The organism is Streptomyces sp. CNP082, assembly GCF_059570535.1.
Genome location: NZ_JCANSZ010000026.1, coordinates 25,012 through 39,173, shown reverse-complemented (window position 1 = coordinate 39,173; position 14,162 = coordinate 25,012). Strand labels below are relative to the sequence as shown.

Here is a 14,162-nt window from a genome sequence, read left to right as displayed (position 1 = left end):
CCGCCACCGCCGGCCGAGGCCGGACGGGGACGGCATGTTCGCCGGCATTGTCCTGGTGGCCGCGAACCTCATCGGCTTCGGCGTCATTGCAGTCGGTCTGAGCGACGGCCAGCTCGCCGCAACGGCGGCCGTCGTTCCCGACACCCTGCCCACTGAGGACGCCCGGGCCCCCGGTCCGCTCACCGCGGAGAAGGACAGCGGACCGGCCGCGCCGCCCGCACCCCCGCAGTCGGCCCAGCTCGCATGCCACGACGCGGGCTGCAGCACCCGTCCCGTCGGCCGGTGACCACCACCCCCGGCCGGGACGGGATGACACCAACAGCGCTCGCGACGCGCAAGACCAGCACGCCAACGCCACGGGAAAGCCGAAGTGATCTCCTTCGGGTATGGCCCGCTTGGCGGAAACAGATGTCGGATACATCGCGGGCGCCGTACCGTTGGGTCCCCCGAGACCAGGAACGACCAGGGCGAGGGGAATTCCGTGCACACAGGTCCCAACGTGGAGTTGGCCCGCGACATCGTCGAGCTGCTGCGGGCGCTCGAACCAGGCGACACCAAAGGATTTCAGAACATCGCCGACCACCTCCGGCTCTGGCAGGTCGACCTTCGCCTACTCGCGGGTGGATATCCCGCCGGTGATCCGCCGCAGGTACGGATCGAGTACGGCCTCGCCCAGACACTGGAGACCATGGAGAGCGGGCCCCAGGAAGCCCGGTACGACCGGGAGAACATCGTCTTCCACATCAACGTCCTGACCGCGGAAGCAGGTCCGCGACCGAGCCCGCCGGAGGGCGAAGTCATGTCCGACACTCCGGCCATGCGTCGCCATCCGTCGTACCCGTGGCGACGAGAACCCGGACTGATGCCCGTCATCACCGGGATCGGCGACGACGGGCGCTTCACCACGGACTTCGTCAGGTGTGACGCGTCGGGCGGTGCTTCAGCCCAACTCTCAGGGGCTCAACGAGCTGTTCCGTGGTGCGGTGTTGTGGATGGACGGCCCGCCGGTACGTCCGATGGCCAGGAGCGAAGCGAGTGAGCGACACCGTTAATGAGGCGGAGTTCGGCGAGGAGACGGAGCCGTCAGCCGCGGTGTGCCGGTTGCGCTGCTTGCTGGCCGGCTATTTCCTCTTCCAGAAGCACACCGCGCAGGACGAAGCGAAGCGGGCCGCCCATTCCCGGACTGTCGATGCCTTCGAGGAACTCAAGAAGGAGCATTCCGATCAGCAGGCCCGACGCCGCTTCCTCGAAGAACGGCTCCGGATGGTCTCGACTGCCGCCAGCTTGTTCGCTCTGGAGAACGCCGCCCTTTCCGGCCAGAGCGCCGAGGACGGCAAAGTCCGTACCCTGCGACGCCGGCGGGCGCACTTGCCGTGAATCTCCTCGGCCACGTTCGCTGGCATGTGCGGGACACCGGCCGAACTTCAGCCGCCCGTCCTGCGAACCGTCACGGACCTGCAGTACGGCAGCGACCGGAGGGCGTCGGAGCGTACATCGACGGCTGGCTGCCCAAGTGGCGCGGTGCTTCGCCGCGCAGAGCTCTTGCCACAGCCCGGGCCGTCTCATGCCACGAGGGGAGTTGGCTGCGGCGGTTCGCAGCAGCTTTCCGCAGGGCAGCGCGCAGCTCTGCGTCGGTCAGCCAGCCGCGAAGGGCGTCGGACAAGAGGGCGCTGTCGCCCGGAGGGACGAGCAGGCCGGGACGGACGCCAGCCGTTCCGTGGCCCAGGATCTCGCTGACAGCTCCGACGTCAGACGCGATGACCGGCAGGCCGTGACCGAGGGCCTCGCCTACAACCAGGGGCCGCTGCTCGGCGTACGAGGTGAGCAACAGCACGCCGCTCTCCAAGTAGGCGGTGTGCATATCCTCGCCGGCCAGGGGGCCATCGACGGTAATGCGGCCGGCGAGCCTGTGCTCCTCGATGGCGTCGCGGACGCGGGTGACATATCCGGGGTCCTGCGTGGTGCCGCCTACGAAACGGCATCGCCAGGGCAGGTCTGCCAGGGATGCAAGTGCCTCGACGAGCAGTAAATGTCCTTTCCGGGGTGTTATCGACGCGGCGCAGAGCAGCTCCGCGGCCGAGCTGCTGCCAGGTGCCAGAGCGACAGCGCGGACGCCGGGAACGGCGGTGTGCACGGTGCCGGGCAGCAGCCCGTGCTCTGCAATCAGCCGGCGGGTCAGGTACTCGCTCACCGTGATCACCGATGCAGCGCACGCCAACGCCCGTCGTTCCCCGGTGTCCAGGGCCGCGGCTGCCTCCGGTGAGAGCCCGGTCTCGTCAGCGAGCGGGAGATGCACAAGGATCACCAAGTGGAGACGATCCGCCTCCCGTTCGAGGACGAGGGGGGCGCTGCAGGCCACGAGCCCGTCCAGCAACACCGTCGACCGCTGCGGCAGCGCGGCCAGGGCCTCGGCCAGCCGGTCCCGGGTGGCGTCGTCCGGGTGTGGCCAGGCACCGGGAATCTCGTGTAGATGTGTTCGCCACCCGATGTGCGGCAGCTCCTGGAGGAGTTCAAGGTCGTAGTTGTTTCCACCGCTAGGCCGGGTGCCATCCCGGAGCCCAGCCGGGGCAATGAAGTGGACGCCGCCGTTTGCCGCAGACACAGAAGATCCCCCTGAGCGATTCCGTGACCCGACGATACACAGACAAGTCGCCGCGCAACTGCGGATGGGCATTCCCCCGTGAAGGTGGACACGCGTTCGTGGCGTCATGCGATCAGTGTTAGCTAAGTTGACCTCTATCTGTGCTGATGCTCGCAGTCGAGGGGCTGAGTTGCCCATTCGCCGAGTGCCGGCGCCTTGCACACCGCCGCGACCGCGGACACCATGGCGAGGAAGACCACGATGGGCAGCACCTGCCGCAGCCGCTCCTCCATCACACCGTCAGCCAGCAGCTCGGACAGGGCTTCTTTGACACCCGGCAGCGCCACCGCCTGCGCCGCACCCTGGGGACCTGTCACCGGTGGCGGCGGTGAGCCTCGCTCAGGGGCTGCCGAGGCCCGAAGGACTACCTGGGTACTGAACTTGATCGGGTGATGTCGGCGCTGTTCGTCTGACAGTGGTCGGTGGCCTCCGGTAGCTGTGGGGTGTGAGATACGCGCAGGGCGGCGGGCTGACCGATGCTGGGAGGGACGCGCGGGAGCGGATCCGGCTGGAGGCCGTGGAACGCTTCGGGCGCGGGGAGAAGAACCGGGACATCGCGGCTGTGTTGCGGGTGAGTGAGCGGTCGGTGGAGCGGTGACGGCGGGCCTGGCGCGAACGCGGCGAGGCCGGGGTCCTGACGAAGGGATCGCCCGGCCGCCCGAGACTGGGACCGACGCAGATCGCCAGGCTGGAACGGGAATTGGAGCGTGGTCCGCTCGCCCATGGCTGGGCGGACCAGCGACGGACGCTGGCGCGGGTGAAGACGCTGATCGGGCGGCTGTTCCACGTGTCGTACACGGTCCAGGGCACCTGGCGCCTGCTGAAGCGGCACGGCTGGTCGTGGCAGCAGCCCGCACGACGGGCGATCGAGCGCGACGGGGAAGCGGTCGAGCTGTGGAAGAAGGAGGTCTGGCCGCGGGTAAGAGCACCGCGGCGGCGTGCGACGGCTGGATCGTCTTCAAGGACGAGGCCGGCCAGTCGATGACGTCGCCGCGCGCCAGGACCTGGGGCCGCATCGGCCGCACCCCGGTTGTGCAGGTGAAGGGCCGGGGCTCCGGACGGGTGTCGATGGCGGGCATGACCTGCTACAAGCCGGGCGAGCGGTCCCGGATGTTCTACGCAGTCCGCGAGTACAACGGCCGCAAGGACCAGCCGGAGGGCTTCGGCTGGCGCGACTTCCGCGACCTGCTCACCCGGGCCCGCATCAAGCTCGGCGGCCAGATCGTCCTGGTCTGGGACAACGTCCGCATCCACCTGACCGCCCCGCTGCGGGGGTTCATCACTGCGAACGCCGACTGGCTCACCGTCTTCCAGCTGCCCTCATACTCACCGGACCTCAACCCGCAGGAGGGCATCTGGTCGCTGGTCAAGCGCGACATCGGCAACCTCGCCCGCCGCCGGCCTGGCCCAGATCACCCGGGCGGTGAAACACCGGCTCAAGCAGATCCAGTACCGCCCGGACCTGGGCGACGGCTGCCTTGCCGGCACCGGCCTGACCCTGACCGGCTGACCGACATCACAAATTCAAGTTCAGTAGCTTCCTTTTGCTTCGCACTCGCGGGATCACCACAGGGTGGGGGCGGTCTCGTCGGCTGGTGTTCCAGGCAGTCCGGGGGGTGCGGGAGCCTTCGCCAGAGCCTCTCAGGTGTTGTACTGGTCCGCCATGCGCAGCAGGAGGAGCCCCGTGGCGTAGGCGTCGAAAGGGAGCGCGGTGCAGGTGGGTGGGCGCGCCGGTCAGATCCAGGCGTGTGCTTGATCGGGGCGTCGAGGACTCCGGCCGGTTCCCAGCCTGGGGCGATCGACGTGACGGGACAAGGGGTGTCAGTGACTGCCGCTAGGGTGCGGACGTGGTGGGAACCGAAGACACGCGCCTGATCGTTTTGCGCGGGAACAGCGCGTCAGGGAAGTCATCCGTCGCGGCGGGCCTACGTGAGAAGTTCGGCCGCAACCTCGCGATCGTCGGCCAGGACAACCTGCGCCGGATCGTGCTGCGCGAACGCGACCGGCCCAGCGGAGCGAACATTGGCCTGATCGACCTCACCGCCCGCTACGCCCTGGACAACGGCTTCCACGTCGTCGTGGAGGGCATCTTGTATTCCGGCCGGTACGGCACGATGCTGCAGGACCTGGTGCGCGCCCACCGAGGCGTCTCCCGGTGCTACTACTTCGATGTGTCCTTTGAGGAGACGCTGGTCCGGCATGCGACGAAGCCCGATGCCGAGTACCTGGCGCACGTCACCGAGGTCCACCTGCGCGACTGGTACAGGGACAAGGACCTGCTGTCCGGCGGCCTGGAGACCGTCATCGACGCGACCAGCACCCTGGACGACACGGTTCAGCAGATCCTGCGCGAGAGCGGACTGGACCAGGTCCTCCCGATCGACCGCTGAGGCAGGCTCAGTAGCCGCCCAGCCCGATGTACGGCCCCCACGGGAATCTCCTTCACGAAGAAGGCGGTCGCTTTTTCAAGATCTCGATCGTCTGCTGCTGCTCTCGGTTCTCCCGCCGCAGCCGCTTGAGCTCCGGGGTCAGCAGGTACGGGGATCGATTGCGGGCGCTTCTGAAAGGCACGGACTGGGGCGGGAGTTGAGGCATGCGGCTGCCGGGCAGCACGCTTACCCGCTCGAACAGCAGGCAGGGGGCCACGGGATAGCGCCCGCCGTTCCCGGCGATTGGGCAGCCCGCTTGCACGCCTTCACCCACTCGTCCTGCGACAGTAGGCCCGTGTAGTCGAGGCAGCGGCGCCTCGGCTGCCTCTGTGGCCGTGCGGCGTCGCGCCCCTGGCACTTGATGGGCATGGCCTGACGCGGTCCCGGTGGGTGCCGGAAGTGACGGTAGTCGCCAGTCCGTCCGCGCGTGGCCCGCCGCTGCGCAATCCGACTCGGCTGACATCATCACGGTCCGGGCAGTTCCAGCCAATGTCAATGGCCTTGAAGTTCTCCCCGTAGGCGGCCAGGAGTTCTCCCCGCTGGCGGCCATTTGGGCTTCCCCGACGGCGGTCAGTTATCTCCCCGTCGTGGGTGGTGTGGTGTCAGCTGAAGGGCTTGACGCCCTGGCCGGAGGTGGCCTGGGCGAGCCGGAAGCTGTCACCCTGGGTGACGACGATGTGGGCATGGTGCATGAGCCGGTCGACGGTGGCCGTGGCCAGGGTCTTCGGCATGATCTCGTCGAACCCATCTGGGGCTGGCACTTGTTCCCTCATAGGAGTTGCTGCTGCTGCCTGCCCGTATCCCGTTCCTGCGGTCCTCGTTGGTTCTCGCGGTGGTGCCGAGGTTTCCAAGGTGCTGCCTTAACCGTTCTGGTGCGAGGAAGGTGTGCCGGTGGCCGAGGCGAGACTCCAGGTCATCGCGGGCGGGGTCGTTCCGCAGGAGCCACTGGTTGTGGATCCGTGGCAGTTCCAGACCGCTTGCGTCGATGCGTTCGTCGCCTCGTGGAGGGCCCGCGGTTTCAGCCCGGTGACGATCGACAACGACATCGGTCTGCTGGAGCGGACGCTGTCCGCGCTGGGTCGGCCCGCATGGGAGGTGACCCCGGAGGACATCGACCGGGTCGTTGGCGATCTCGCGATGAAGGGCCGCAAGACCTCGACGCGTCGTGAGTATGTGCAGGTCTTCAAGGGGTTCCACCGGTTCCTGCAGGCCCGCAAGGCGGCCGAGATCGAGGCCGCGTTCGGCGTCCGGCTGGATTGCCCGGTCGACGAGTTCAACGCGTCGCGGCATGTCGGCGACGATTCCCCGGCCCTCGTGCCGCCGCCGACACCGGAGCGGGTGGCGGCGTTCTTCGACTTCATGAAGCAGCGGATCGCCACCGCGAGGAAGTACGGACCCGCCGCGAGGGACTATGCGATGTTCCGGACGCTGTATCACGCTGGGCTCCGCTCAGAGGAGGCATCGCTGCTGGACAAGCCAGACCTGCACTTCACCCGCGGCCCGTTCGGCAAGCTCCACGTCCGCTTCGGCAAGGGAGCCCACACCTCCGGTCCGCGTCCGCGCTGGGTGCCCATGCTCGACGGCCTGGACCTGGTGCTGCGATGGTTCCTTCAGGACGTGCGGCCCAAGTTCCCCGACTCGCCTGTGCTGTTCGCCGACGAGTCTGGGGGCGCCTTGCATCGCGGGACCGTCCGCAACCGGCTCCGCTATCTGATGGAACTCGAAGGCCGCCCGTCGGCCGAGCGGTTCAGTCCGCATGCCCTGCGGAGGGCCTGCGCGACCCACAACTACGAACGCGGCGTCGATCTCGTGGCGATCCAGCAGATGCTCGGACACTGGACGGTCAGCTCGACCATGCGCTATGTCCGGCCCTCCGCGACCTTCATCGAGGACGCCTATCAGCGTGCTGTGGCCAGCACTCTGGCGGAGCTGTCCGGGAAGGACACCACGGCATGAAGATCCGATGGCGGCTGCGGATGGCCGCCGCCCAGCGTGAGGTGTGGACCGGGACCGAGCTGCGGCGGCTGCTGGCCGAGAAGGCCGGCCTGGAGTTGTCCTCGGCGTCGGTGTCCGCGCTGTTCACCAAGGAGCCCTCCCAGGTGAAGATGACCACGCTGGCCGCGTTGTGCACCGCGTTGGAGTGCACCCCCAACGACCTGATCGAGGTCGACACCACTCCCGTCGAGCGGCCGGTCGCACCCCCTCGACCTGTCGCCGACCTGCCCAAGGCCGCCTCCGCGCGAGGCCGGTCGATGCCGCCCCTGTGACGCCCGGCGGCCGTGATGGGCAAGAAGCAACGCGACTGCGTCACCTGCGGGGCCCCGGTCGGTTATCGCGACCGGCAGCATTGCTGCCGGTGCTGGCGCCGGATGAAGGAGTCGCAGGCCAGGGCGACGTGCCCGTCCTGCGGTCTCGACCGGGTGCTGCAGTCGGACACCGGCCGGTGCATCCTGTGTTCGCGCGTCTGCGAGCAGTGCGGTCATCCGGTGCGGTCTGCGCAGAACCGCCTGTGCCGGGACTGCCGGAACAAGGCCAGACGAATCGCGGCTCAGCAGCCGTGTTTGCGCTGCGGCAAGCCGGGCTATCTGCGCGAGACGACCGGCTGGTGCGGGCCATGCTCGCATCCGGGATCACCGAAGAAGCCGCCGAGGGTCTGCAGCGAGTGCGGGCAAATGCGGCGCCATGCCGGGTTGGGGCTGTGCTCGCCCTGCTGGCAAAAGCACCCCGGCCGCCCCTTCATCCGCGGTGAACACCTCCGTGAACGTCTTCCCGAACCGCCTTCCTGGCTGGGCGCCTTCGTCGCCCATGCCGCCGCTCGGCACTGCGTGGCGAGAGCCTGCGGCTTCGTCACCGACCTCGGCCGGCTCCTGGAGGACGAGCACTCCAACTCGCCGCAGGCCCTGCTGGAAAGATCGCGTCGGCCCGGACGGTCGATGGGCTCCTTCGCCCGTGCTCTGGAGGACTTCTTCACCCCTCGCGGACTGGCCTTGCCCACTGACCAGGCCGAGCGGCTGGCCGCCGGCCGTCGCCGCCGCCGCGTCGAGGCCGTGCCCGAGCCACTGCGGTCGGCCGTGGCGGCATTCGACGCCGACCGGATGCGTTCTCAGGAACGGGCCCGCCGGGCCGGCACCCGCCCTCGCAGCAACCACACCCTGGAAACCGCACTGGCCACCATGCGTGACCTCGCGCTCTTCCTCGTCACCGAACGGGGCAAAGACGCCTGGGCCCTCGTCGACGTGCACGACCTCGAAGCCTTCCTCGCGACACTGCCCAAGGCGCGCAAGCGGCGGCTGATCGTGCTGCGGCAGTTCTTCCGCTTCGCTCGTGCACGGAAACTGCTACTGGTCGACCCGACCCGCACTCTGGCCGCCAAGGAGCCGAACCGGTTCCGCGGCCAGACCCTCGCCCTCGACCAGCAGCGCGAGCTCTTCCGGCGCTGGACCACCGACGAGCATGTCCACCCCCACGAGGCCCTGGTCGGGATACTCGCCCTGCTGCACGGAGCTTCCAGTCTGGAAGCTCGAATGCTGCAGGTCATTGACGTGGACGCGCAGACCCGAACGGTCCGGCTCGGCAAACGACCCCACCCTGTTCCACTCGACCCGGCCTCCTGGGCCGTGCTGGAGCGATGCCTGGCCCACCGCTCGTCCTGGCAGACCGACAACCCTCACGTCATGGTCACCAAAGGAACAAAGGCCGGGCGAAGCCCGGCCTCAACTGCCTATCTCTCCCACGTCCTTGACGACTGCGGCTTCCCACCCCGGATGATCCGCAGCACCCGGCTGGTCGACCTGGTGAACACCATGGACCCCAAGCTCGTCGCCGCAGCGTTCGGCATGGACCCGCAGGCCACCTTGATCTATCTCGCCGACCACGTCGACGAAGGGCGCCTGCCGAACCCGTGAAGTTTCGGCAGCACCTTGCACGAGTTCGCCGGAACATGTGCGCTTTGGAGGGGTGCAGGTTGCTGCTGACCGCGAGCGCGCGTCGTTCGTAGGCGGCGTCGACCAGCCGGTAGAAGCCCTCGGCAGCCTCGGGGCTGACCGGGAGGAGGCCGATGTCATCAACGGTGATCAAATCGGAGCGGATGATCCGGGCCAGAGCGCGGGCGATGGAGTCGTCGGCGCGGTGGCGGCGGACCAGTGCCCCGAGGTCCTCGATGGTGAACCAGGCGACCGTCATCCCGGCCTCGACCGCGGCCTGGCCGAGCGCCTCGGTGAAGTGGCTCTTCCCGGTGCCCGAGGGTCCGCAGACACAAAGACTCTCGCGGCGGCGGACCCATTCCAGGGTTTTGAGCGCGTCCTGGGTGGCGCGCGGGATCGAGGACGCCTGTTCGTCCCAGTCGCCGAAGGTCTTCCCGGCCGGGAACCCGGCGCGCTTGCGGCGGGTGTGCAGGTTTGCGCGGTCGCGTCCGGCAGCTTCTTCGGCCAGCAGGACGCGCACGACCTCGGCTGGGTCCCAGCGTTGGGCCTTCGCGGTGGGGATCACGTCGGCGAGGGTGCGGCGGATGTGAGGGAGTTTCAGGCGGCGGGTGAGCTCGATCGCCTCGGCCAGCGGGTCGCCGGTGGAGCCGTGGACCTGGCGGAGCGGGGTGGCCATCAGATGCGGTCCTCTTCTTCGGTGCTGTTCGTGGTGTCGGTGTCGGATATAGGGGTCGGGGCGAGGCCGAAGCTGGCCCAGGCGGAGGTGCCGGGCTGCAGGCTGTGGGTCTCACTCGCGCGAGTGGGCTCGGCGGTGTCCCGGCCTGCCTGGTAGTCGAGGATGGACAGCAGGTCCTTCTCGGCGAAGCGGCCGGTGACCGCGGCAGTGCCCAGCGCGCGGTCAACTGCCTCCGGGGAGTGCAGCTTTGACAAGGCGACGGCCTCGGCCATCTTGGCCTTCACCCGGCGGGTGCCGGCGGTCGCGGCCTCGATGAGCCAGGTCGCGGCGCCGGGGCCGATCATCAAGAACGCGGCTTCGGCGGCGCTGGTGGCCTTCGGGGTGCGCTCGCCGTCCTTGTCCTCGCGCTGGGGGTAGTGCTCGGCGGCGATGACCGGGGATCCGGGGGTGCCGCGCGGGTGGCGGGCAACCTCGGCGGCGGTGCCGTCCGGGCCGACGGCGGTGACGACGAGGTCGTCGCCGTGGAACCGGGCCCAGACCCGGGTGTCGATCAGCTCGTGCGGGACCGAGTAGCGCACCGCCTCCACCGAGATGGTCGCGTCCCAGTTCACCCGGCGGGTGGTGCCGAACGCGACGGTGAACGGCTGCCGGGGCAGCGGGTGGAGCCGCTGGCGTTCCTCGGCGAGCATCTCGGCCGGAGTGCGGCGGGTGGCACGGTGCACCCGTGTGTTGACCTCGGTGCAGAACTCGCGGCAGGCGGCTTCCAGTTGGGCGAAGGTGCGGTATTCCTCCAGCAGGTTGACGTCCTTGGGGACCAGATCGGCCTTGGCGATGCGGACTGTGGCCTCCGAGCCGCCCTTGGTCTCCGGGTCGGCGGGCAGGCAGGTGCGGATGGTCGTGCCGTAGTGCCGGGCGACCTCGACGATCTCGGGGTTGCGCACCGCGATCCCAGCGACGTGGTCGGTGGTGACCGTCTTCTCGTTGTCGGTCAGCACGAACGCGGGGATCCCTCCGATCCTTCGGAACGTGGCGTCCAGGCACGCAGTCACGGTGGGCAGGGTCTTGTCCCAGATCGGGATCACGACCCGGAACCGGGACCAGGCCAGCCACGCGCACCACACAGTGGTCTTCCGGCCGCCGATCACCGGGCCGTCGCCGAAGTCGTACTGCAGCCAGAGCCCCGGCTCGGTGATCCAGGGCCGGTAGATCCTCCGCCGCCCGGCCAGGTACTGGGCCTTCGCCTCGGCCACGGTGCGGCGGGTGGTGCGTTCCCCGCCGGTGAAGCCCATCGCGGTGATGCGCTTGTGGACCACGTCCGCGCGGATCTTGCCGCCGGAGCGGACCACCAGCTCCTCGATCTTGGGCAGGTAGGCGTCGATCGCGCGGTCCCGGTGCCGGCGGGCCTCGGGGGCCTGCCCGGCCGCCCGCATCTTCACATAGCGGGCCACCGTGTGGTGGTCGCACCCGGCCAGCTCGGCCGCCGCGCGGTAACTGCCCGTGAGGTCGTATGCCTCCAGGATGTCCATGATCTCCCTGCTGTTCTTCACCCGCCCGACTCTCGCCGACCGGCGTCATGATCTTGTGAGCGGGGAGATATCTGGCCGTCCGCGGGGAAACCGCTGGCCATCAGTGGGGCCGTAAATGGCCGCCTATGGGGAGTTTTCCACGGCCGCCGTCAAGCCAACTCGCCGACTGCTCCACGCTGCGGATTCAGCAACCGGTCGAGAGGGGTTTCTCCCGGTTCCGTACCAGGCCATCCGGCCGCTTCGAGGACCGTTATGCCACGCCGGACAGGCAGCTCGGATTGTCCGGATCTCGGCACCGCACCCGCCTGGTTGTCAGTGGCGTGGGCGATGGTTCCGTCCTGCGGATCCTGTCACGCCCCGCCGAGGAGACCAGTGCTTCGACGCCCTCACGCAATCCCCCGCCCGGGTTACGCCTCCGCCGCTGCCCCCTCGACGAGTGAATCGAACGTGCGGGAGCGCCGATCACGCTTGCCCGCCGCGTCCCATCTCGAACCTGTGCTCGACCCGTTGCATGGAACGCCGCCCCGTATCGGCCCCGTGACCATCCACGTTGTCGGGGGTGCTCAAACCGCGCACCCACGACTGCTGGCACCGCCTGAGAGTCTGCCCCAAGGCGCGGAGGCAGAAAGGACGTTCGCCCTGCGGCGCGCGCACCGCGCCGTTGAGCGGGGACGGACGTGCGCCGGCCTCAGCCGAGCACGAGGTCGTTAATACCGGGCCGTTCACGGGGAGGGCGACAGCATGACGAGTGACGTGGAGCAGATCATCCCCGAGGATCTTCAACTCTCGGCCTATGGGCCGGCGTCGGTGAAACCCAATTCGATCACGCGGTGGGCTCTCGACGGGAAGTCACTCCTCAAGATCTACCGCACGATCACTCCCCGCGAAAGGCAGCGCCGCGAGGTTGACGCTCTCCGGCTCGCTTCAGATCGGGGGATAGCGGTTCCGTCTTGATCGCAGCGGGCAGCCACGGGGATCACCCCTGGGCCGCGTTCGGGGCGGTACCTGGAACGCCGTGCTCTATACGAACACCCCAGGCGGTCCAGGACTTCGTTCGCCTTGTTATCCGGGTTACTCGGAAACTGCATATCGGGATTGAAGGAATCTGTCCTGGAAGCGGGTGGCGCTCAAACTCCGGCGAGGAGCGCATGTCCAACCGGGATTTTTTACTGAACCAGTTCTCGAATCGATGCCGGCAGCTCGCCTGGTGGCACGATCTCGAAGCCGCACTTGAGCCTTGCGACATAGCTCGCACCGTGTACTTGCACGGAGACCTCAAGCCCGAGCACCTCCTGTTCGACGGCGATCGGCTCCACATAGTCGACTGGGAGGCCAGCGGGCGCGGCCCTGCGGCTGCCGATCACGCCGACGTCATCTTCCACATCCTGCGTGACCTGATCTACATGGCGGTTCCGCTTCATCGGCTAGGGATCGAAGTCATCAGTCAGGTCGCTCCGTCTGGACCGGTCTTGGCTTGGCGCCTTGCCCTGTGGCTCGACCGCCGGCGTCCCGGTGACCTCCAGCTTATCAGGGCTCGCGACCTCGAACAGCTTGCCGCACAGGGCAACCCCGCTGCGGCCTGCAAGCAATTGGCCCGACTGATCGCACTCTTGCGAACTGAGGGTGTGCCGCGATGATCTTGTCTCATCTCATCCGGCTCACCGGCTGGATGAGTTCCCGCATGTTCCTTCCAGCTCTGCGAGGAGTAGACCATGAACCGAGTCGCCACGACCTTAGGCAACAGCCGCATAGTGATCGAGGCCGGATCACCGCAGCCGGACGCGACGGCCATCGTCGAGCGCAAGGGGCTCGGCCACCCCGACACGCTCGCCGATCATCTCGCCGAGCGTCTGTCCCAGGCATACAGCCGGTATACCGTCCAGCGTTTCGGCGCCGTGCTGCACCACAACTTCGACAAGCTCGCCCTCCTCGGCGGCGCCAGCGAAGTCCGCTACGGCGGAGGGAGGATGACCTCTCCGGTCCGGGTCCTAGTGAACGGCCGAGCCGCTCCTGTGTGCGGCGGCGAGACGATACCTGTCACAGAGATCGTCGAAGCGGAGGTGAAGGCGTTCTTCGCCGAGCGGCTTCCGGAGGTCTCTGGTCACCTCGACATCGACTTCAACATCACGAGTAACTCAAGTCCTGGTGCGGTATTCACTGGTGACGACGTACCGGACCGTACCCGCTGGTTCAACCCGCGCTCCGTCGAAGACCTCCGTGAGCGCCGTGTACGCCTCTCGAACGACACGTCACTCGGTACGGGCTGGGCCCCGGAGAATCCCTTCGAGGCATTCGTCCGCGACCTTGTGGACCACTTCTCCGGAGACAGCGACTTCACGCGGGCACAAGCCTGGTGCGGCTCCGACGTGAAGCTCATGGGCTACTGGGACGGGCAGCACGCGGATGTCGTTCTGTGCGTACCTCAGAAGTCGCGTCAGGTCGCGAGTCGCGCAGCATACGTGCGCAACACCGAAGCGGTTCTCGCCGAGTGCCACCGTCTCGCCGGCATCGCGCTTCCCGGCGCGGGCGCTCACTTCCGTCTCAACGCTCGCGACGTGCCCGACAGGGATGAGCTGTACCTGACCTACACGGGCAGCTCGATCGAGTCCGGAGACGAAGGCGTCGTCGGCCGGGGCAATCGCGTCAACGGCCTGATCACTCCTCTGCGCCCGATGAACCTGGAGGGCGCGAGCGGCAAGAATTCGGTCTACCACGTCGGCAAGCTCTACAACATCGCCGCGCTCCGGTTGGCCCGCCGGCTCCACGAAGCGACGGGGGAGCACGCCGAAGTGCACCTGGTGAGCACTACCGGGCAGAGGCTGGACCAGCCGTGGAGGGTCCTGGTTCGCCTCACCGGCCACGATGTCCAGATCGATAAAGTGCAGGCTCTCGTCACCGGGGCCCTGGACGAGTTCCCGGCGCTCACCGACGAACTCGTCCACGACGGGATCGTGCTGAGCTGATGAC

13 protein-coding genes and 3 pseudogenes are annotated in these 14,162 nt (G+C 68.2%); 11 read left to right on the top strand and 5 right to left on the bottom strand.

All coding sequences use genetic code 11. The annotated features are described in order from the left end of the window. Positions 1-34 precede the first annotated feature (34 nt). The 3 genes from B124_RS20845 (at position 35) to B124_RS20835 (ending at position 1,377) form a co-directional block, all read left to right on the top strand. Positions 35-286 (top strand): hypothetical protein, encoded by a 252-nt coding sequence (locus B124_RS20845; protein ID WP_496504406.1) that lies wholly within the window; start codon positions 35-37, stop codon positions 284-286. Positions 287-499: 213 nt separating this feature from the next. Continuing rightward, positions 500-1,039: a hypothetical protein gene (locus tag B124_RS20840; RefSeq protein ID WP_496504405.1), complete on the top strand. Its 540-nt coding sequence runs from the start codon at positions 500-502 to the stop codon at positions 1,037-1,039. Next, on the top strand, positions 1,036-1,377 hold the full coding sequence (locus B124_RS20835) for a hypothetical protein (RefSeq protein WP_496504404.1): 342 nt from the start codon (positions 1,036-1,038) through the stop codon (positions 1,375-1,377). The genes B124_RS20840 and B124_RS20835 overlap by 4 nt, the downstream gene beginning before the upstream one ends. A gap of 70 nt (positions 1,378-1,447) precedes the next feature. Here the strand turns inward: B124_RS20835 and B124_RS20830 are convergent, their stop codons facing one another. Together B124_RS20830 and B124_RS20825 are read right to left on the bottom strand one after the other, a co-directional pair. Beyond that, entirely contained in the window at positions 1,448-2,602 is a 1,155-nt protein-coding gene (locus B124_RS20830; RefSeq protein ID WP_496504403.1) for a glycosyltransferase family 4 protein, read from the bottom strand. 134 nt (positions 2,603-2,736) lie between these two features. Next, positions 2,737-2,958 carry a hypothetical protein gene (locus B124_RS20825; protein WP_496504402.1) on the bottom strand — a complete coding sequence of 74 codons (222 nt, stop codon included), beginning with the start codon at positions 2,956-2,958 and terminating at the stop codon, positions 2,737-2,739. A 128-nt stretch (positions 2,959-3,086) separates the two neighbouring features. Here B124_RS20825 and B124_RS20820 point away from each other — a divergent pair. Together B124_RS20820 and B124_RS20815 are read left to right on the top strand one after the other, a co-directional pair. Next, a pseudogene (locus tag B124_RS20820) lies at positions 3,087-4,151 on the top strand (IS630 family transposase). 337 nt (positions 4,152-4,488) lie between these two features. Next, a complete protein-coding gene (locus B124_RS20815) occupies positions 4,489-5,031 on the top strand; it encodes an AAA family ATPase (protein ID WP_496504401.1) in 543 nt (180 codons plus the stop codon). Between the two features lie 641 nt (positions 5,032-5,672). On the opposite strand, the pseudogene B124_RS20810 reads toward B124_RS20815, so the two are convergent. Next, positions 5,673-5,822: pseudogene (locus B124_RS20810) on the bottom strand (ATP-binding protein); the annotation flags it as partial. Between the two features lie 139 nt (positions 5,823-5,961). Here B124_RS20810 and B124_RS20805 point away from each other — a divergent pair. From B124_RS20805 to B124_RS20795, 3 genes are read left to right on the top strand one after another with little or no spacing between them, the layout of a single operon-like run. After that, positions 5,962-7,026, top strand: coding sequence for a tyrosine-type recombinase/integrase (locus B124_RS20805; protein ID WP_496504400.1), 1,065 nt, complete (start codon positions 5,962-5,964; stop codon positions 7,024-7,026). Further along, complete coding sequence (locus tag B124_RS20800) at positions 7,023-7,337, top strand: helix-turn-helix domain-containing protein (RefSeq protein ID WP_496504399.1); 315 nt, start codon at positions 7,023-7,025, stop codon at positions 7,335-7,337. The genes B124_RS20805 and B124_RS20800 overlap by 4 nt, the downstream gene beginning before the upstream one ends. A gap of 15 nt (positions 7,338-7,352) precedes the next feature. After that, entirely contained in the window at positions 7,353-8,975 is a 1,623-nt protein-coding gene (locus tag B124_RS20795; RefSeq protein ID WP_496504398.1) for a site-specific integrase, read from the top strand. 46 nt (positions 8,976-9,021) lie between these two features. On the opposite strand, the pseudogene B124_RS20790 reads toward B124_RS20795, so the two are convergent. Further along, positions 9,022-9,669: pseudogene (locus B124_RS20790) on the bottom strand (ATP-binding protein); the annotation flags it as partial. Further along, positions 9,669-11,216, bottom strand: coding sequence for an IS21 family transposase (gene istA, locus B124_RS20785; protein WP_496504397.1), 1,548 nt, complete (start codon positions 11,214-11,216; stop codon positions 9,669-9,671). The pseudogene B124_RS20790 and the gene istA, both read right to left, overlap by 1 nt. Positions 11,217-11,936: 720 nt before the next feature. Here istA and B124_RS20780 point away from each other — a divergent pair. The 3 genes from B124_RS20780 to B124_RS20770 all read left to right on the top strand — a co-directional run bounded on the left by B124_RS20780 (position 11,937) and on the right by B124_RS20770 (position 14,158). Next, positions 11,937-12,149 carry a hypothetical protein gene (locus B124_RS20780; RefSeq protein WP_496504396.1) on the top strand — a complete coding sequence of 71 codons (213 nt, stop codon included), beginning with the start codon at positions 11,937-11,939 and terminating at the stop codon, positions 12,147-12,149. After that, complete coding sequence (locus B124_RS20775; RefSeq protein WP_496504395.1) at positions 12,146-12,832, top strand: phosphotransferase; 687 nt, start codon at positions 12,146-12,148, stop codon at positions 12,830-12,832. Before B124_RS20780 ends, B124_RS20775 begins: the two co-directional genes overlap by 4 nt. 75 nt (positions 12,833-12,907) lie before the next feature. Next, positions 12,908-14,158 carry a methionine adenosyltransferase gene (locus B124_RS20770; protein WP_496504394.1) on the top strand — a complete coding sequence of 417 codons (1,251 nt, stop codon included), beginning with the start codon at positions 12,908-12,910 and terminating at the stop codon, positions 14,156-14,158. The last annotated feature ends 4 nt before the right edge of the window (positions 14,159-14,162 follow it).

Excerpts from the sequence above, each read along its gene's own strand:
- B124_RS20770 (WP_496504394.1), top strand. The coding sequence starts at position 12,908 with ATGAACCGAGTCGCCACGACCTTAGGCAACAGCCGCATAGTGATCGAG.
- B124_RS20845 (WP_496504406.1), top strand. The coding sequence starts at position 35 with ATGTTCGCCGGCATTGTCCTGGTGGCCGCGAACCTCATCGGCTTCGGC.
- B124_RS20795 (WP_496504398.1), top strand. The coding sequence starts at position 7,353 with ATGGGCAAGAAGCAACGCGACTGCGTCACCTGCGGGGCCCCGGTCGGT.
- B124_RS20800 (WP_496504399.1), top strand. The coding sequence starts at position 7,023 with ATGAAGATCCGATGGCGGCTGCGGATGGCCGCCGCCCAGCGTGAGGTG.
- B124_RS20780 (WP_496504396.1), top strand. The coding sequence starts at position 11,937 with ATGACGAGTGACGTGGAGCAGATCATCCCCGAGGATCTTCAACTCTCG.